Genomic DNA, 17,543 nt, shown 5'->3' with positions numbered 1-17,543 from the left:
CCCATGGGGAGATTGCAATGCCGAAGATTTGCCTGGTAGGCGCTGGTAGCACCGTTTTTGCACAGAACATTCTGGGAGACGTCCTGTCCTCGCAGAGAGGCGGCGACTACGTCATCAGCCTCTTCGATATCGATCCCGAGCGACTGAAGACGTCAGAGATCGTCGCTCGCCGGATCTGCGAGTCGCTTAAGCTTTCAAGTGTCAGGATCGACGCCACGCTCGACCGGCGGGAAGCGCTGCGGGGGTCGGATTTCGTCATCCTCATGATGCAGGTCGGTGGCTACAAGCCGGCTACCGTCACGGACTTCGACATTCCGAAAAAATATGGCTTGCGTCAGACGATCGCCGACACCCTCGGCATCGGCGGCATTTTCCGCGGTTTGCGGACGATACCAGTCCTTGAGGCGATCTGCCGAGACATGCAGGAGGTCTGCCCGCAGGCTCTTCTGATGCAGTACGTCAACCCGATGGCCATCAACTGCTGGGCGATCAAGGAGCTGGCCCCGGAAATCCGCACCGTCGGCTTGTGTCATAGCGTGCAGCACACAGCCGGGCATCTCGCGCAATGCCTCGGCGAGGACATTGCCGACGTGAACTATATTTCGGCCGGGATCAATCACGTCGGCTTCTTCCTGAAATATGAGAAAGTTCACAGCGACGGACGGCGGGAAGATCTTTATCCGAGACTGAACGCGCTCGCCGCCGATGGCCGCGTCCCGTCGGACGATCGGGTGCGGTTCGATGTGCTCAAACGGCTCGGCCACTTCGTCACCGAATCCAGCGAACATTTCTCCGAGTATACCTCCTGGTACATCAAGGAGGGACGAGGGGATCTGATCGATCAGCTCAATATTCCGTTGGACGAATACATCCGGCGCTGCGAGGTGCAGATCAATGAATGGCATGCCCTGCGCAAGGAACTGGAAGGCGACAAGCCGATCGAGGTGTGCCGCAGCAATGAGTATGCCGCCGGCATCATTCATGCCGCGGTAACCGGCAACCCGGCGCTGATATACGGCAATGTCCCAAACAACGGCCTGATCGAGAATCTGCCCGATGAATGCATCGTGGAAGTGCCTTGCCATGTCGACAGAAACGGAATTCAGCCGGTCCGGGTCGGTCGGATCCCCTCTCAGCTTGCCGCCGTCATGAACTTGAGCGTTTCCGTTCAGCAGTTGACGGTCGAGGCGGCTCTTACAAAAAACCGCGAGCGCATCTACCAGGCCGCTCTGCTCGATCCGCATACGTCTGCGGAATTGTCGCCAGACCAAATCTGGAACCTTGTCGACGACCTGATCGTCGCACACGGCGATTTGTTGCCGAGATATCAGTGAGATCCCGCGGATAAGCCAGCCACAAGCGCATGGCAGTTCATTCGTTTAAACGCGTCGTGAATTCACGGCGCGTTTTTTTCATTCCAGCGCCCTCCAATAAATCAAAAAACGTCAGGAAATTGATTGACATTGATCATTTGAAATGAAAGCATGATTGAAATTGGGATCGGCCGTGAGGGAGGTTTTCGTTGAGCCAGGCAGTTGGAGTGAAGGTCGATCGACTGGATGCCATTCGCAGCCACCTCTACGCGAACGGCTTTTCGACCATTCAGGCGCTTGCCGATGCGATCGGAGCATCGCTTGCTACGGTTCGTAGAGACCTGCAGATCCTTGAGCAGGAGGGCGCCATTGATCGCGTGCATGGTGGAGCGCGCATTGCCGAAGGATCGTCGGTTGAGGTTGCATTTCAGGAGCGGGAAAAGCGCCATTTATCGGCGAAGCGGGCGATTGCCACCGCCGCCTACGACTTGCTTCATCCGCGTACGGCGATCTTTCTCGACGCGGGAACCACCGTCCTGCAGCTTGCGCGCCTCGTTCGCATCAACCCCATGCCGCTCAGGATATTCACCAACGGCCTGACGGTAGCGCAGGAATTCCTGAATATTCCGAATTTGGAAGTGGTGCTTCTCGGCGGTCAGTTGCGCAGCGAGAATGCGTCGCTTGTCGGACCTCAGGCGGAGGCAATGCTGGAAACTTTATGGTTCGACCAGCTCTTTCTTGGCGCCAGCGCCATTAGTTCCGACGGCTCGATCTACAGCGTGGACAGTGCGGAAGCGAGCCTCAACCGGCGCATGCTGGCTCGGTCGGCCAATCGTTTCGTCCTGGCCGATTCCTCGAAATTCGGAACCACGGCGACCTACAAGGTCGCGCCGCTGGACACCGCGAAAGTCATTACCGATTCCGGGCTTTCGCGGCATTGGCGTGACGAGCTTGTCAACTTCGGCGTCGACGCAACGATCGCCGATCTGAGGGCGAAAGAGTGAGCAACGAGCTGATCCTCGGCATCGACGGTGGCGGAAGCAAGGTGCTGGTTGCCCTCGCGGACAAGCGTGGCCGGATATTGCGGCGTTCCCGTGGCCATGGCGTCAATCCCATGGACAATCCGAATTGGCTCCAGGAGCTGGAGCAGCATCTCCTTCCCTTTCTCGATGAAGGAAATCTGGCGGCCGTCGCCGCGGCGCTGCCGGCCTACGGCGAGGTTGAGCGCTTGTCGGCTCTACAGCGCGATGCGATCGAGCGCCTGTTCCTAAACGTCCACCGCCGCGTCCTCAACGATGTCGACGCGGCGCACCTTGGTGCTTTTGCCGGCGAGCCGGGTATCCTCCTTCTTTCCGGCACGGGTTCAATGGCATGGGCGCGTAATTCCAAAGGCCAGTCGGCGCGCACCGGCGGCTGGGGAGACCTCATCGGTGACGAGGGCAGCAGCCATTGGATCGGGCAGAGGGCGCTCAATCTCGTCAGCCAAAGCCTGGACGGGCGTGCCCCGACAACGGCTCTCGCAAAGGCCTTGTTTGACCATCTTCGCATCGACTTGAGCAATCCGATGAATGGGCTCGGCGATTGGGCCAGCTCCCTGGCGAACCCACGAGCGGATATTGCAGCAATTTCGGCCCTCGTCGATCAGGTCGCACTTGGCGGCGATAAAGGGGCGGTCGGCTTGATCGAGCAGGCCGCCGATGAACTGGCGAAGCATCATGCGGCAATTGCCGGCCATTGTGATCCGAATGCCGACTGGACCTATGCCGGCGGTACTTTTTCGAGCCGGCTTCTTTTGCAGGCGCTTGAACGGCGAATTGGCAGGCCTCCGGCTTTGCCGAAACTTCCCCCGATTGGCGGCGCGCTCCTGGCTGCCGCCCAACTTCTCGACTGGCCGTTAGACGACGGCTGGTTCGGGCAAATCGTGGCCACGGCCGAAGGCGGTGACTGCGCATCCCAGTAATTGAGCTCAAGAATAATGAAGGATGGGAACATGCATAAATTGATCTTGCCTCTACTTGCATCGGCGGCCTTGGCAATCGCCGCACCCGCTCTGGGCCAGGACGCCAAGCCGCTTGCCGGTCAGTCGATCACGGTGCTCATGCCATCGCCGCAGGGACCGAACATCGCCTCTGACTTCGAGGCCGAAACCGGCATTCACGTCGACCTGCAGACCCTGTCGTGGGACGACATCCGCCCGAAGCTGGTGACAGCCTTGGTTGCCGGTACAGCGCCAGCGGATGTGACCGAATTCGATTGGTCCTGGACCGGTCAGTTCAGCGCGGCCGGTTGGTATATGCCGCTCAACGACGTGATCGACGCCGATACGGTGAAAGATATCGGCGTTGCCAAGATCTTCACGGTTGACGGCAAATTATTGGGAATTCCCTACACCAACGACTTCCGGGTGATGCTCGTCAACAAGAAGCATTTCGCGGATGCAGGCATCACCGAGATGCCGAAAACATTGGACGCCCTGGTCGCTGCAGCTAAGAAGATCAAGGAAAAGGGTATTGTCGAGTATCCGGTCGGCCTGCCGGTTTCAGCGACCGAAGGCGCGTCAACGAGCTGGTACCTGCTGACCAAGGCCTTCGGTGGCGAACTCTTCGACAAGGACTTCAATCCGCTCTTCACCTCGCCGGATTCGGCTGGTTACAAGGCGCTTGCTTTCGAATTGATGCTCCTCAAGGAAGGCCTGGTCGATCCGGCGTCTACCGGCCTGAAGGACAGCCAAATCAATGAGAGCATGTTCGCGCAGGGCATCACCAGCATCATGATCTCCGGCGAGCCTGGTCGTCTTGGCCAGATGAACGATCCCAAGCAGTCGAAAGTCGCCGGCCAGGTAGAGGCGATCCTCGTGCCGACGGCAAGCGGCGAAACGCGCAGTTTCGGCCTTCCGGAAGCGCTGGCTATTCCAAACGTCTCTCCCAACAAGGAGGCGGCGATTGCCTTCGTCAAATGGTTTACCAGCAAGGACTTCCAGAAGAAGAATGCCGTGAACGGCTTCCTGCCGACACGCACGTCGGCGCTTTCCGAACTCAACGAGTCCGGAAAGCTGAACAGCGGCGACGCTCTGGTGGCGCAATCGAAGACGGTTGAGCCGCTGTTCCCGCAAGGCACGCCGCCTTGGTACCCGCAATTTTCCAGCGGCGTGAACACAGCGATCAATAGCGCTGCCAAGGGACAGATGAGCGTCGACCAGGCGATGGAGGCCATCGCTTCCGCCGCCAAGCAGGCAATGGCGCAATGACAGCTTTGGCGTCCGAAGAGGCCACGAGCAAACGTGGGGTCGGCTTCAACGCCGACACCACACTCGGCTTGCTGCTGGTGTCGCCCATCGTTCTCACGATGGCAGCTTTGGTCTTCTACCCGATGGGAAGAACCGTCTGGGACAGCCTGCACAGGGTCAACCCCATGCAGGCCGGCACGCCATTCATCGGCCTGGAAAACTACAGCCGAATGCTGTCGGATGGCCAACTCGCGACGACCTGGAGCAACACGCTCATGTACGTTGTTCTGGCCGTCACCGCCGAAACGGTGTTCGGCGTTCTTGCCGCCGCTCTCATCAATCAGATCAAGGTCGGGCGGCAGTGGGTTCTCGCAGCGGTGATCTTGCCCTGGGCGCTGCCCGGCGTTGTGAATTCGGTCATTTGGCTTTGGATTTATCAACCGGGTGCGGGTCTGTTGAACGGTATTCTTTCGGCGCTCGGGCTCCCCTTCGAAAATCATGTCTGGTTCAACGATCGCACCAGCGCCATCGTCGCCGTAACGGTCGTCCATGTCTGGCGCATGATGCCTTTGACGATCGTCATCGTTCTTGCCGCGATGCAGAGCATACCTGCCCATCTCTACGAGGCTGCGCGGATCGATGGGGCCACGCGCGTTCAGATGTTTGGATGGGTAACCCTTCCGCTGGTTCGCAGTGCGATCGCTGTCGCCATGACGAACGCAACCGTGAACGCTTTCAATCTCTTCGACGAGGCCTGGGTTCTGGCGGGTGCCAGCCTCGAGACCCGGCCGGTGCTCGTCCAGATCTACCTCGAAACCTTCCAGAATCTCCGCTTCTCGTATGGCATGGCGCTATCGGTCGTGATCACTCTCGTATCTCTGCTGATTTCGCTGGTCTACGTCCTTCGTGTCTATCGCAACACACGGTTCGACTGATGAGATCCACTATTGCCTATCGAATGATGATTTGGACCGGTGTCGTCGTCCTGTTGATCTGGTCTCTGGGGCCGATCTACTGGACTATCGCGAGTTCGGTTACGCCCAGCGAAGACTTTTCGACCCGACCGATCAACTTCTTTCCGCAGCACTTTACGCTCGATCACTACTCGCGGCTGCTCGGCATCAATATCGCCCGGATCGGGGGTGTGGAGGTGTTCAAACAGTTCCGTGCCGCATTGCTCAATAGCGTGGTGACATCGATCGCCGCTACGCTGCTTTGCGTCGCGATATCCTCACTTGGGGCTTACGCGTTCACCAGGCTGCAGTTTCCCGGCCGCAAAGCGCTTTTTGTCGCCGTCGTCGCGACCCTGGCCATTCCTGCCTACGCCGTCTTGATCCCGCTCTATCAGATCATGATCAAGCTGCATCTCGTCGATACCTATCTGGGCGTCTCGCTGATCTATGTCTCGGCCTTCCTGCCCCTGTCGTTATGGCTGCTGCGGAGCGTGTTCGAAGCTCTTCCGATCTCACTGGAAGAGGCGGCACAACTCGACGGAGCCGGCCGGCTCTACATCTTCTTCAATATCGTCCTGCCGTTGGCCGGACCGGGTCTGACGGCAGCGGCAATCCTTACGTTTCTGGGTGCCTGGGGACAGTATCTCGTACCGCTCATTTTTTCGCCGCAGGCGACGAAGCCGCTAACGGTTCTGATTCCGGAATTCGTAACGAAGAACTTCATCGACTACGGCCTGATCACAGCGAGCGGCTCGATCGCCATCGTCATCCCCGCCCTCGTCGTCATCTTCCTCAACCGTTACCTCGTCAGCGGCCTGTTGGCTGGTTCAGTCAAATAATCGGAGACTTCATGAACACGACCGAAAAAGTCATTTTCGAGCAATTTCCCTACTGGGAGAAGGCGATCGGCTCGAATTCAGCTATCGAGAGCGCGGAGCTGCTCGTCTTCGTCGGCTGCGGCACGTCTTTCAATCTTGCACTTTCGCTGGCAGCCTATGCCAATATGGCCGGACGAAGGGCAATCGCGGTGCCCGGCGCCGAATGGCAAAACCGGCCGTCGGCTTTCTGGCCGGAGTGGCGCAACACGCACGTCGTCGCGCTTTCCCGCAGCGGCGAGACGACAGAAACGGTCGCCGCGGCAAAGGCAAGCCGCGCCGCCGGCGCCTTCGTGACGGCGATAACCGTCGAACCGAAAAGCTCTCTGGCGAAAAATTGCGATCGGATGATCGCAGCCGAAACCCATCCGGACGAAGGGATCGTCATGACGGTATCGGCGAGCCTCATGGTCCTTCTCGGTTTGCAGATGATCGGGCAGAAGGTTCCTGCCTCCGTCGTGAATTCGGCCCGCAAGCTCGCAAGCGCTCTCGATGCCGCACTTCCTGGAATTATCGCCGACCGGTCGCACTTCGTCTTTCTCGGTGGCGGGCCGCTCTTCGGCGTCGCCCTGGAGGGAGCGCTCAAGCTCATGGAAATGAGCCAGATCATGACCCAGGCCTTCCACCCGCTGGAATACCGGCATGGGCCGATCAGCCTCGTTGACGGGAAGACGGTTGCGGTCATGCTGTACAGCTCCGACCAGAGGGAGGCGGAGACGAAACTGGTGGGAGAACTGAGAGAAAAAGGCGCAGTCGTCATCGGTGTGGGTGGTCCAGGCGATCTGGAACTCGCCGTCGATGTCGATCTGTCGCTTGCGGGTCTCGTTGTCCTTCCGGCGCTGCAGGTCCTCGGCGAACGGGCCGCGCAGGCTCGGCAAATCGACACGGTCTCTCCCCGTCACCTGACGAAGGTCGTGACGCTCGCATGACGTCGATCGAAGAGAACCGGCAGATCGCGTTGCGAAAGCTTTTCGGTGCCCGGAACCTGCCTTTTCCCCATGGCGTCACTTCGGTCTGCTCGGCGCATCCGCTGGTCATTGAGGCAGCCCTTCGGCGGGCCGGCCTGGAGCACCGGGCTGTCCTCATCGAAGCCACCTGCAATCAGGTCAATCAGGAGGGCGGCTATACGGCGATGACGCCTGTGGACTTTCGCCGGTTCATCGAGGACATCGCCGCAGCGACTGATTTTCCGGCCGAACGCATCATCCTGGGAGGCGATCACCTCGGTCCCAACCCATGGAGAAAGTTGGCGGCCGAGGAGGCAATGCTGCGCGCTACCGCTATGGTGACGGCCTATGTCGAGGCAGGGTTTGAAAAGATTCACCTGGACACGTCGATGGGCTGTGCCGGTGAACCAACGGCGCTCGATGACGAATTGACCGCGGCGCGAGCCGCTCGATTGGCAAAGGCCGCTGAGGAGGCCGCTCTTCGTTCAGGCCGCCGTCCGCCGGTCTATATCATCGGAACCGAGGTGCCGCCTCCGGGTGGTGCAACGCACGCACTCGAAGACATCGAAATTACGCGGGCCGATGCGGCGATGAAAACGCTGGCAGTTCATCGGGCGTCGTTTGCCGAAGTAGGTTTGGCGTCGGCAATGGAGCGGGTCATTGGGATCGTGGTTCAGCCGGGCGTGGAATTTGGCAACACGGACGTGGCGCTCTACAAGCCTGAACGGGCCAAGAGCCTCATTGGTTCGCTGGACGACATGCCCGGCTTGGTTTTCGAAGCACATTCCACCGACTACCAACCGGCCGAAGCCTTGTCTGCTCTCGTTGACGGCGGCTTTGCAATCCTCAAGGTCGGGCCGGGGCTGACTTTCGCGCTGCGCGAAGCGCTATACGGTCTCGATGCGATCGCTGATGTGCTTGCCGGGAAGACGCCACGAACCGGACTGGTGACGACCATGGAAAAAATCATGGTCGAGCAGCCGGCAAGCTGGACGGGCCATTATGGCGGCAGTCCCGATGAGGAGCGACTGCAACGGCATTTCAGCTATAGTGATCGAATTCGCTATTACTGGCCGGATCCTCGCGCATCCGCCGCGGTCGGCGAATTGTTCAGCCGGCTCCCCGACGAAATTCCCGAAACTCTGATCAGCCAATATCTCGGTCGACTCTATTCCGACGTGGTGTCAAAGCGGGTCGCTCCGAAGGCCCGCGAACTCTGCCTTGCTGCGGTCGACACGGTATTGGCACCTTATTCAGCCGCCACGGCAAGCCGATGAGCAATCGACAGCCGTGTCAGACAAGCGGCTGCGTCCCGAAGCTACCAACATTCAGCCGGAGAAAGTTATGGCGTCAGTAAGTGTGGCGAATGCCCGCAAGAGCTACGGTCACTTCGAGGTTCTTCATGGGGTGGATATCGATATCCAAGACGGCGAATTCGTGATCCTGGTCGGTCCGTCCGGGTGCGGGAAGTCGACATTGTTGCGGATGATCGCCGGCCTCGAAGAGATTTCAGCTGGCCGGATATCGATCGGCAGCAAGGTCGTGAACAATGTCGCACCAAAAGAACGCGATATCGCGATGGTTTTCCAGTCCTATGCGCTCTACCCCCATCTGACAGTCGAGGCGAACATGGGTTTTTCGCTGAAGCTGGCGAAAGCACCCAAGGAACAGACCAGGCAACGTGTTCGAGCAGCCGCTGAAATTCTTGGGCTCGAACATCTGCTCGACAGATATCCGAGAAATCTGTCGGGTGGCCAACGCCAACGTGTGGCGATGGGCCGTGCCATCGTTAGAAATCCGCAAGTCTTCCTGTTTGACGAACCATTGTCGAACCTGGACGCGAAGCTGCGGGTGCAGATGCGCTCGGAAATCAAGCAACTGCATCAGCGACTGAAGACAACGACCATTTACGTCACTCACGATCAGATCGAGGCCATGACAATGGCCGATCGGATTGTTGTGATGCGGGACGGCTTCGTCGAGCAGATAGGCTCGCCACTGGATCTGTACGACCGGCCGGCAAACCTTTTCGTGGCGGGCTTCATCGGTTCGCCGGCGATGAACCTTATTCGAGGCCAGGTCAGCACGTCAGGGCCGCTGGAGTTGATCACGGACGGCGGAGCTAGGCTGCCGCTGCCCGAAGCAGCGCCATTGGAACGCGGCGCGCAGCTTATCTACGGCATTCGCCCTGAGCACCTTACAATCGGACAGGGTCCTGTTGCCGCTGAGGTCGTCCTCGTCGAACCCACCGGTGCCGAGATCCAGGTAACCACGAAGTTTGGTGCGGATCACCTCGTTGCGACGGTAAGAGAGCGCCTTGATCTCCACGCCGGCAACCAGATCGTCATTACCCCGGACCTTAGCAAACTGCATCTGTTCGACGCGAAAACCGAAAAGCGGTTGAGGTCCGTCTAACCTGATGATTTTTGCGGACTGGCGGAACGTGACATGGAGCTCAAGCTGATGACAGGTCGGAGACGAGTTCGCCAACACTGGCGGACGGGTTCGCTGCAGTCAGCGTCCAAGGCTGTCAGCGGCGGCGATGATCTCTGCCGCGGTCGGGAAGATGGAGAGGCTGTTCGGTCCGTCGAGCGCCTCGATTTGTGTCCAGCCGATGGTGCCGTTCGCATCGACCAGGAAGTGCCCGACGAGCTGAGTAGCATGGTTCGCGAAGATCGCATTATCGGCCTCGTCAAGCTGGAAGCCGTCCTTGGCGTTGAGCGCCGTGTTGGCTTCCATCGGGTGCAGCGGTTCCGGTAGCTCACCCGTGGGGTTGATGCGTGCCGCCTGGAATTGCGCCATCGTTGCGCCATAGGGCCATTCGGGCTGCTCGCAGCTCCCTTCGGGCAGGAACTCGCCATGCGGCACGCCGTAGGCCCGATGCGTGCGGCAGTCCGGATCACATAGAAGTGTTATTGGCGTCGGCCGGTGGCGGAAATACAGGCGGGCACGTTCTACCGGCGTGTTGATAACGGCCACGGTCTCCACCCCGGCGGCGCGCAGGGTCGGCTGTACGCCGGCAAGCTGTTCTAGCTGGCGCCGGCAGAACGGGCAGTGCAACCCGCGAAAGAACCCGATCACGAACGGGCGACCGCTCAAGTCGGCGAAAGAGACGGTTCCGTCGAAGTTGGCCGTGGCGAGTGCGAAGGCGGGGGCAGTTTCTCCTGGTTGCAGCGGGCGTTTCTGGTCTCCCATGGAATAATTCCTTTATCGTATCGTCCAGGTGGACAACCGAAATTTAACTATATCACTTGTCGCAAGAAGGCCCAGCGCTCGAATGTGGGTTCGGAATGCCATTTGGCCCTCCGACCGGCGTCGAGAGCTTGCCGGTATCGATTGCCGCTCCTATCTTATTTAGAACAGACTAATGGAGCAACGAGATGGCGGAGCTTGTGGCCGACACTCTAATCGACACGACGATCGAGATCATTCCACCGGAAGACACAAAGGAACAACCGGATAGTCGTGCTTGCCTTTGCTGCAAGCGCCGGCGTCGGTGGATGGACGAGGACGGCTGCGGCATCTGTGAGGAATGCCTGGCCTCGTGATCGACGCAAGAAGGGCACAACACGATGGTCATCCGTAGCGCCGGACTTCTGCTATACCGACGTGTTTCCAGGGACATCGAAGTGCTTCTCGTCCATCCGGGCGGTCCTTTCTGGGCTAAGAAAGACGAGGCTGCGTGGTCGATCCCGAAGGGGTTGATCGAACCTGGAGAAGATGAGCTCGCGGCGGCAATAAGGGAAACTGCCGAAGAGCTGGGGGTAGCAGTCGATGGCAGGTTCACACCGTTGGGCGAATACCGACAACCTGGCGGAAAGATGGTTGTCGCGTGGTCGATCGAAGCCGATCCGGTACTGGACGTGAACGCGATACAGAGTTCCGAGTTTGAAATGGAATGGCCACCACGGTCAGGCCGGGTAAAGAGCTTTCCGGAGGTCGATCGCGCGGGATGGTTTTCCCCGCCCTACGCAGCCATAAAGCTGTTGAAAGGGCAGCGACCGATGCTTGCCGACCTCCTGACCCATCTGGAATGATCGGCCCGAAATTATTGATTGAGCCGTCCGATCTCGCTTCACTCATGCGTGAGGTGCGCGGCAGCCATGAGTTGCTTCTGAAAACAACCATCCTATCTGACAGTCACCGCCACGTCACTGAAATCGAGAAAACGGAGCTGCGATCCGCCTTGAGCACACGCGAGGAGACAATCATGAACGGCATTTCCAAAACCCTGAACGACATGACGCTCGTCGAACGCTCGAGCCTGCTCGACACCGTCGCCGACGCCTTGGAAGCAACGGCCGAGGAGGCGGAAGGGGAGGGCGACGCCCGCTTCGTCGCCAACTCCATCTGCGTCGCCAATACGATTCGCGGTCTATCCGGCGATCTCACGCCGCGCGATCTGCAGGCCGCCGAGTTACTCCTTGAGCAGGGCATCATGCTCGTCCACCAGTTCTCGAACCGGGCGAAAACGAACGGAGTGATCCACTAGCGGGGGCGAGGGCGGCCCCGTCAGCAGTGCGCTCTGTCAGTGTGGACGGCGGCCGATGGATTGAGATAAAGCCGTTAATCCGCGCCGGAGATAATGGATGCTGCCGGCCCCTGGCAAGAATGAGCGGTCTCAGCCGCGGCAAACCGTTGGGAGACCGGAGATTAGCAGACACGCCAGGAAGGCTTTATTTCCAATGGATTGCCGGTTCAACGCGCAGCTGTATCGAATGGCCCATATAGCAGGGTTCACCCTTGTTCGATCAGGAGAAGCGTGATGCAGCCTGGTCGCACGGGCCTTGCCGTCTGCTTGATGGTGGCCGCCGCTTTTTTAAATAGTTTCGACGCAGTCATTGTGCGTTTGCTGGCCGGCGAGGTGCATCCATTGATGATCGGCTTTTTCCGGTCGTTTTTCGGGCTTCTTGTCGTCACGCCCTGGATCGTGTCGCGGGTCGACCTGAAATCCTCTCCCTATCGTGTTCTGCATGTCGTGCGTGCGGGTCTGAAGCTTGCCTCACTGGTTGCTTTGTTCGTCGCCTTTGCCCACGCGCCACTCGCCGATGCCACGGCGATCAATTTCACCATGCCCATGTTTCTCGTTCTCGGTGCGTGGCTGGTGCTCAAGGAACATGTCGGCATCTCCAGCGTGGCCGGCATTGTCGCAGGTTTTATCGGCGTCATGATCATCATTCGCCCTGGAGCGTCCGGTTTCGACCAATGGCTGCTTTTTGCGCTGGCAGGAGCGGTCTTGACGGCGGCCAGCCAATTGATGCTCCGGCGGATGGCATTGAGGGATAGTGCCGACCGGCTGGTTGCATGGAATCTGATAGCGACGGTACCGCTTGGCCTGATCGTTATGCTGCCGGTCTGGTCGATGCCGACCTGGAGCCAACTCGGACTGCTTGCCCTCCAAGGGGCACTCGGCGCACTCAACATGACGCTGATCACGCGCGCCTTCAGTATGGCGACCGCAAGCGTTCTGGCACCGCTCGACTTTCTCCGACTGCCCGTCGTCGCCCTTATGGCCTTCTCATTTTTCGCGGAAGTTCCAGCCGTACAGACGTGGATCGGCGCGGCTGTGATCTTCGGCGCGGCCATTATTGGAACCCGCGGCATGACATGGCGACGCAAGCCGCCGCGATAAGCCCCGATCATTTTTGGGGTTCACAAAAATTCTAGATGCACTAATATTTCAGTTACAGGGACTGGTCGTCGAGCCGTGCCTGTTGCCGGAGGGGTATCACAGGCAGCACAAACGAAGACGAAAAACCGGACATCACGACCCCATGGGGTTCACTCGGGAGGAGTGGCATGAAGAGTTTCATCGGCAAACGCGCGATCGCCAGTGGCGTATCGCTCGTGGTGCTTATCGTCATCGTGTTCTTCCTGTCCCGGCTGACGGGCGATCCGACCGACCTCTATCTGCCGATCGATGCGACCACCGAAATGCGCCAGCAATTCCGTGAGATGAACGGTTTCAACGATCCGTTGATCATCCAGTTCGGCCGTTATGTCTCGGATCTTGCCCAGGGCAATTTCGGTCAGTCACTGCGGCAGGCCCGTCCGGCCATGGATGTCGTGCTGGAGGCCTTCGTCTGGACCTTCTGGCTGGCTGCCATCACCATGGTGCTGGTCACGATCGCCGCGATCGTCATCGGTTCGCTTGCGGCGTTTCGCGTCGGCGGCGTCTTCGACCGTCTTGCCACTTTCTTCTCGCTGATCGGCGCTGCGGCGCCGGATTTCTGGCTGGCCATCGTGGCAATCGTCATTTTCGCCGTTAAACTGCATGTCCTGCCGACATCGGGAACGGGAACTTTCTGGCACTGGGTCCTGCCGGTCAGCGTGCTGTTCATCCGGCCTTTCGGCCTGATCCTGCAGGTGGTCCGAGGCTCGATGATCAGTGTTCTGTCTTCCGCCTATGTGAAGACGGCCCGCGCCAAGGGGGTCCGCTCGAACTCAATCATCTTCATTCACGGACTGCGCAACGCCATGCTGCCGGTGATCACAGTCATCGGCGACCAGGCGGCCGCCATCTTGAACGGTGCCGTCGTCGTCGAGACGGTGTTTGGCTTTCCTGGAATCGGCAAGCTAATGATCGATTCCATCCTGCTTCGCGATTTCGCCGTCGTGCTGGCCGTCATCATGGTCTCGGCACTGGCGATCTTCATCATGAACCTGTTGATCGACATCGCCTATGCGCTGCTCGATCCGCGCATCCGGTATTGAGCGATGACGATGGCCGACACACAAATCCTCGCCGAGAAAAAACCAAGCGGCCCGATCGGGCGCTGGCTGACGATGCTGTGGGCGGACAAGCTCGCTTTCTTCGCGGCTCTGTTCCTCTTGATCGTTCTGCTCTGTGCGCTGTTTGGCCCGCTCCTGCTGGAAGCCATCGCCACCAAGCAGAACCTGCGGGGCCGGAACGCGCCGCCGTTCGATATCACCCGCGGAATGCTTTATGTCCTCGGCGCCGATGCGCTGGGCAGGCCGCTTCTTGCCCGCGTTATCGTGGCGGCGCAAAACACCATCCTGGTTGCCGCGGCAGCCGTGCTTGCATCATCCGTCGTCGGGACGGCGCTCGGTCTGGTCGCAGGTTACAGCCGCTCTTCTGCTGCTCAATGGATCATGCGCCTCGGCGACGTCATCATGTCCTTTCCGTCGCTGCTTCTGGCGGTGATCGTGCTGTACATGCTCGAGCCCTCGGTCACCAATATCGTCCTCGTCCTGGCGATCACCCGCATTCCCATCTATCTGCGCACCACGCGCGCCGAAGTGCTGGAAGTGCGCGAGCGGATGTTCGTGCAGGCGGCGAAGGTGATGGGAGCATCGTATTGGCGGATTGTCTTCCATCACATCCTGCCGGTGATCTTCCCCACGCTGGTGACCATCGCGACGCTCGATTTCGCCTTCGTCATGCTGGCCGAATCCTCCCTGTCATTCCTTGGAATCGGCATTCAGGCGCCGGAGATCACCTGGGGTCTCATGGTTGCGCAAGGACGACCCTATCTCACCAATGCCTGGTGGCTTTCCTTCTGGCCGGGCCTTGCAATCATTCTGACGACGCTGTCGCTGAACCTTCTGTCGAATTGGCTGCGCATCGCGCTCGATCCGACACAACGCTGGCGCCTTGAAATGAGGGGCAGGAAAAATGGCTGAACATCTTTTGGAAGTGCGTGACCTCTCGGTCGAGTTCCACACCGCCAGCGGGACCGTCAAGGCGGTGCAGGATGTCAGTTGGCATCTCGATCGCGGCGAGACGCTGGCGATCCTCGGGGAAAGCGGTTCGGGCAAATCCGTGTCGGCCTCGGCGATCATGAACCTGATCGACATGCCACCCGGCAAGATCACCAGCGGCACAATCCTCCTCAATGGGCGCGACATGCTGAAAATGACGCCCGAGGAGCGGCGCTCGATCAACGGTGCCAAGATCGCCATGATCTTTCAAGACCCGCTCGCCCACCTCAATCCGGTCTATCCGGTCGGCTGGCAAATTACCGAGATGATGACGACGCATGGCCAGTCGGCGGAGCGCGCCGGCGCGAGGGCGCTCGAATTGATCGGGCGCGTCGGCATAACCGATCCGCAGGCGGCAATGCGAAAGTATCCATTCCAGTTCTCCGGCGGCCAGCGGCAACGCCTGATGATCGCCATGGCGATCGCCTGCAAGCCCGATATCCTGATCGCGGATGAACCCACCACCGCGCTTGATGTGACGGTGCAGGCGCAGGTGCTCGAACTTCTGCAGGAGTTGCAGCAGGAAACCGGCATGGGCCTGTTGCTGATCACCCACGATTTGGGCGTCGTTGCCGAGATCGCCGACCGGGTGGTGGTGATGAATTCCGGCTGCGTGGTCGAAACCGGCAATGCGGCCGAAGTCTATCGCAACCCGCAGAACGCCTATACGAAGAAGCTGATAGCTGCCGCGCCGGGGAAGGGTGCGATGGCGCAAGAGCGTGACCGGCAGGGCGAGCCGTTGTTGCGCGCCATCGGCTTGAAAAAGAGTTTCGGCGCATTCCAGGCGCTGAAGGGCGTGGATTTCGTCATCATGCCCGGCGAGACGGTTGCCGTTGTCGGCGAGAGCGGTTCCGGCAAGTCGACCCTTGCCCGGGCAATCGTTCGCCTCGATGATCCGCAGGAGGGCCAGGTTCTCTATCGCGGCAACGATCTGCTTGCGATGACCCCCAGAGAAATATTCGGGCTGCGTCGCGATTTGCAGATGGTCTTTCAGGATCCGACCCAGTCACTGAACCCGCGGATGAGCGTGTTCCGGTTGATTTCAGAGGCCTGGGTCATTCACCCGGATATCCTGCCGAAAGCGAGATGGAAGGAGAGAGTGGCCGAACTGCTGGTCAAGGTTGGCCTGAAACCGGATATGGCCGACCGGTATCCACATCAGTTTTCCGGCGGCCAGCGCCAGCGCATCGCGATTGCCCGGGCGCTGGCGATGGAGCCGAAACTGATCATCTGCGACGAGGCGGTTTCGGCGCTCGACGTGTCGATCCAGGCGCAGGTAATCGCCTTGCTTGAGGGCCTGCGTCGCGAATTCGGCCTGTCCTACCTCTTCATTGCGCACGACCTGCCGGTGGTTCGCGATTTCGCCGATCGTGTCATCGTCATGAAGGCCGGCGAGATTGTCGAGGAGGGGCCGGTCGAACAGATCTTCACCGCGCCCTCCCACCCCTACACGCAGGCACTTCTTGCCGCGAGCCTCGACCCCGATCCGGAGATCCAGGCCACCCGACGCGCCGCCCGCCAACGACAGGAAGGACTCGTTTCCGCATGAAGCCCGATGTCATCGTCGCCTATCCGCTCCGGCCCCATCAGATGGCGATCCTGGAGGAGACCTACACGCTGCACCGGCTGGATCTTGTCAAAGGCGAAGAGCGCGATGCTCTCTTGCGGGAAGCCGGCCCGATCGCTTCCGCCCTGGTCTGCAACGGCCATGTGACGATCGACGAAGCCTTGCTTTCGAAATTGCCGGCATTAAAGCTCGCCGCCTGTTCCTCGGCTGGCTACGACCAGATGGACGTCGAGGCGATGACACGGCGCGGCATCAAGCTCACCAACACATCCGAGGTGCTGTGCGACGACGTTGCTGACATGGCACTGCTTCTGATGCTGGCGGCACGCCGGCGCCTGCCGGAAGGCGATCGCTATGTGCGCTCCGGCGATTGGGGGCAGAAGGGCATGATGCCGCTGACGACATCGACGTGGGGCAAGAAGGCCGGGATCGTCGGCCTCGGCCGCATCGGGATGGCGATTGCCAAGCGATGCGAAGCTGTCGGGCTGACGGTCGGCTATTATGGAAGGACGAAGAAAGCCGGCAACGATTTTGCCTATTTCGACACGCCGGTCAAACTTGCGGACTGGGCCGATATCCTGATCGTCGCGACGCCTGGCGGGGCCTCGACCGAAGGATTGATTTCGGCGGACGTGCTGAATGCGCTCGGACCGACGGGCAGCTTCATCAACATTGCCCGGGGCACCGTGGTCGACGAGCCGGCCTTGATCAAGGCCTTGCAGGAAAAGCGGATCGCCTCGGCCGGCATCGATGTCTACCTCAACGAACCCAATCCCGATCCGCGCTTTGCAGCGCTCGACAACGTTGTGCTCTATCCCCATCATGCCAGCGGTACCGAGGAAACGCGCGACAGGATGGCGCAATTGACGGTCGACAACCTTGCCGCCTTCTTCGCAGGCAGGCCGCTGCTGACGCCGGTCAATTGATCCGGCAAACCCGC

The 17,543-nt window shown here is 59.8% G+C and carries 18 protein-coding genes; 17 read left to right on the top strand and 1 reads right to left on the bottom strand.

The window, feature by feature from the left end; translation table 11 throughout:
- The first annotated feature begins 17 nt into the window (after window positions 1-17).
- The 9 genes from melA to AC2444_RS24320 all read left to right on the top strand — a co-directional run bounded on the left by melA (window position 18) and on the right by AC2444_RS24320 (window position 9,729).
- The gene (melA, locus tag AC2444_RS24360) at window positions 18-1,334 is read left to right on the top strand and encodes an alpha-glucosidase/alpha-galactosidase (protein WP_128449354.1); all 1,317 of its coding nucleotides are present in this window, start codon (window positions 18-20) and stop codon (window positions 1,332-1,334) included.
- 188 nt (window positions 1,335-1,522) lie between these two features.
- The gene (locus tag AC2444_RS24355) at window positions 1,523-2,317 is read left to right on the top strand and encodes a DeoR/GlpR family DNA-binding transcription regulator (protein ID WP_017996170.1); all 795 of its coding nucleotides are present in this window, start codon (window positions 1,523-1,525) and stop codon (window positions 2,315-2,317) included.
- Window positions 2,314-3,273 (top strand): N-acetylglucosamine kinase, encoded by a 960-nt coding sequence (locus AC2444_RS24350; protein WP_017996171.1) that lies wholly within the window; start codon window positions 2,314-2,316, stop codon window positions 3,271-3,273. Before AC2444_RS24355 ends, AC2444_RS24350 begins: the two co-directional genes overlap by 4 nt.
- 30 nt (window positions 3,274-3,303) lie before the next feature.
- Window positions 3,304-4,560 carry an ABC transporter substrate-binding protein gene (locus tag AC2444_RS24345; RefSeq protein WP_032996979.1) on the top strand — a complete coding sequence of 419 codons (1,257 nt, stop codon included), beginning with the start codon at window positions 3,304-3,306 and terminating at the stop codon, window positions 4,558-4,560.
- A complete protein-coding gene (locus AC2444_RS24340) occupies window positions 4,557-5,474 on the top strand; it encodes a carbohydrate ABC transporter permease (protein ID WP_012755663.1) in 918 nt (305 codons plus the stop codon). Before AC2444_RS24345 ends, AC2444_RS24340 begins: the two co-directional genes overlap by 4 nt.
- 23 nt (window positions 5,475-5,497) lie before the next feature.
- Entirely contained in the window at window positions 5,498-6,331 is an 834-nt protein-coding gene (locus AC2444_RS24335) for a carbohydrate ABC transporter permease (protein WP_206615923.1), read from the top strand.
- Between the two features lie 11 nt (window positions 6,332-6,342).
- Window positions 6,343-7,296 carry an SIS domain-containing protein gene (locus AC2444_RS24330; protein ID WP_128449355.1) on the top strand — a complete coding sequence of 318 codons (954 nt, stop codon included), beginning with the start codon at window positions 6,343-6,345 and terminating at the stop codon, window positions 7,294-7,296.
- Complete coding sequence (locus tag AC2444_RS24325; protein WP_128406691.1) at window positions 7,293-8,591, top strand: D-tagatose-bisphosphate aldolase, class II, non-catalytic subunit; 1,299 nt, start codon at window positions 7,293-7,295, stop codon at window positions 8,589-8,591. Before AC2444_RS24330 ends, AC2444_RS24325 begins: the two co-directional genes overlap by 4 nt.
- Before the next feature lie 67 nt (window positions 8,592-8,658).
- Window positions 8,659-9,729 carry an ABC transporter ATP-binding protein gene (locus AC2444_RS24320; protein WP_128438863.1) on the top strand — a complete coding sequence of 357 codons (1,071 nt, stop codon included), beginning with the start codon at window positions 8,659-8,661 and terminating at the stop codon, window positions 9,727-9,729.
- A gap of 99 nt (window positions 9,730-9,828) precedes the next feature.
- On the opposite strand, the gene AC2444_RS24315 is transcribed toward AC2444_RS24320, so the two are convergent.
- On the bottom strand, window positions 9,829-10,509 hold the full coding sequence (locus AC2444_RS24315; protein WP_128449356.1) for a redoxin domain-containing protein: 681 nt from the start codon (window positions 10,507-10,509) through the stop codon (window positions 9,829-9,831).
- A 185-nt stretch (window positions 10,510-10,694) separates the two neighbouring features.
- Between AC2444_RS24315 and AC2444_RS24310 the strand changes: the two genes are divergently transcribed.
- The 8 genes from AC2444_RS24310 to AC2444_RS24275 all read left to right on the top strand — a co-directional run bounded on the left by AC2444_RS24310 (window position 10,695) and on the right by AC2444_RS24275 (window position 17,529).
- Window positions 10,695-10,862: a hypothetical protein gene (locus AC2444_RS24310; protein ID WP_164902768.1), complete on the top strand. Its 168-nt coding sequence runs from the start codon at window positions 10,695-10,697 to the stop codon at window positions 10,860-10,862.
- A gap of 24 nt (window positions 10,863-10,886) precedes the next feature.
- Window positions 10,887-11,351, top strand: coding sequence for an NUDIX hydrolase (locus AC2444_RS24305; protein ID WP_128438824.1), 465 nt, complete (start codon window positions 10,887-10,889; stop codon window positions 11,349-11,351).
- Between the two features lie 173 nt (window positions 11,352-11,524).
- A complete protein-coding gene (locus AC2444_RS24300; protein ID WP_020487077.1) occupies window positions 11,525-11,806 on the top strand; it encodes a hypothetical protein in 282 nt (93 codons plus the stop codon).
- A gap of 273 nt (window positions 11,807-12,079) precedes the next feature.
- Complete coding sequence (locus AC2444_RS24295) at window positions 12,080-12,946, top strand: DMT family transporter (protein WP_128438825.1); 867 nt, start codon at window positions 12,080-12,082, stop codon at window positions 12,944-12,946.
- A 167-nt stretch (window positions 12,947-13,113) separates the two neighbouring features.
- A complete protein-coding gene (locus AC2444_RS24290) occupies window positions 13,114-14,028 on the top strand; it encodes an ABC transporter permease (protein WP_012755654.1) in 915 nt (304 codons plus the stop codon).
- A gap of 3 nt (window positions 14,029-14,031) precedes the next feature.
- Window positions 14,032-14,958: an ABC transporter permease gene (locus tag AC2444_RS24285; protein WP_017996180.1), complete on the top strand. Its 927-nt coding sequence runs from the start codon at window positions 14,032-14,034 to the stop codon at window positions 14,956-14,958.
- The gene (locus tag AC2444_RS24280; protein ID WP_128406695.1) at window positions 14,951-16,585 is read left to right on the top strand and encodes an ABC transporter ATP-binding protein; all 1,635 of its coding nucleotides are present in this window, start codon (window positions 14,951-14,953) and stop codon (window positions 16,583-16,585) included. The genes AC2444_RS24285 and AC2444_RS24280 overlap by 8 nt, the downstream gene beginning before the upstream one ends.
- A complete protein-coding gene (locus AC2444_RS24275; protein ID WP_128449357.1) occupies window positions 16,582-17,529 on the top strand; it encodes a 2-hydroxyacid dehydrogenase in 948 nt (315 codons plus the stop codon). Before AC2444_RS24280 ends, AC2444_RS24275 begins: the two co-directional genes overlap by 4 nt.
- Window positions 17,530-17,543: the final 14 nt, after the last annotated feature.

It is taken from the genome of Rhizobium sp. WSM1328 (assembly GCF_057653715.1).
Note: the sequence above shows the minus strand (reverse complement) of the source record. Positions and strands in the feature narration are given on the sequence as shown.

Bases quoted from the DNA above. Each gene is read 5' to 3' on its own strand.
- melA (WP_128449354.1), top strand. From the start codon at position 18: ATGCCGAAGATTTGCCTGGTAGGCGCTGGTAGCACCGTTTTTGCACAG.
- AC2444_RS24345 (WP_032996979.1), top strand. From the start codon at position 3,304: ATGCATAAATTGATCTTGCCTCTACTTGCATCGGCGGCCTTGGCAATC.
- AC2444_RS24340 (WP_012755663.1), top strand. From the start codon at position 4,557: ATGACAGCTTTGGCGTCCGAAGAGGCCACGAGCAAACGTGGGGTCGGC.
- AC2444_RS24335 (WP_206615923.1), top strand. From the start codon at position 5,498: ATGATGATTTGGACCGGTGTCGTCGTCCTGTTGATCTGGTCTCTGGGG.
- AC2444_RS24330 (WP_128449355.1), top strand. From the start codon at position 6,343: ATGAACACGACCGAAAAAGTCATTTTCGAGCAATTTCCCTACTGGGAG.
- AC2444_RS24325 (WP_128406691.1), top strand. From the start codon at position 7,293: ATGACGTCGATCGAAGAGAACCGGCAGATCGCGTTGCGAAAGCTTTTC.
- AC2444_RS24320 (WP_128438863.1), top strand. From the start codon at position 8,659: ATGGCGTCAGTAAGTGTGGCGAATGCCCGCAAGAGCTACGGTCACTTC.
- AC2444_RS24315 (WP_128449356.1), bottom strand. From the start codon at position 10,509: ATGGGAGACCAGAAACGCCCGCTGCAACCAGGAGAAACTGCCCCCGCC.
- AC2444_RS24310 (WP_164902768.1), top strand. From the start codon at position 10,695: ATGGCGGAGCTTGTGGCCGACACTCTAATCGACACGACGATCGAGATC.
- AC2444_RS24305 (WP_128438824.1), top strand. From the start codon at position 10,887: ATGGTCATCCGTAGCGCCGGACTTCTGCTATACCGACGTGTTTCCAGG.
- AC2444_RS24300 (WP_020487077.1), top strand. From the start codon at position 11,525: ATGAACGGCATTTCCAAAACCCTGAACGACATGACGCTCGTCGAACGC.
- AC2444_RS24295 (WP_128438825.1), top strand. From the start codon at position 12,080: ATGCAGCCTGGTCGCACGGGCCTTGCCGTCTGCTTGATGGTGGCCGCC.
- AC2444_RS24290 (WP_012755654.1), top strand. From the start codon at position 13,114: ATGAAGAGTTTCATCGGCAAACGCGCGATCGCCAGTGGCGTATCGCTC.
- AC2444_RS24285 (WP_017996180.1), top strand. From the start codon at position 14,032: ATGACGATGGCCGACACACAAATCCTCGCCGAGAAAAAACCAAGCGGC.
- AC2444_RS24280 (WP_128406695.1), top strand. From the start codon at position 14,951: ATGGCTGAACATCTTTTGGAAGTGCGTGACCTCTCGGTCGAGTTCCAC.
- AC2444_RS24275 (WP_128449357.1), top strand. From the start codon at position 16,582: ATGAAGCCCGATGTCATCGTCGCCTATCCGCTCCGGCCCCATCAGATG.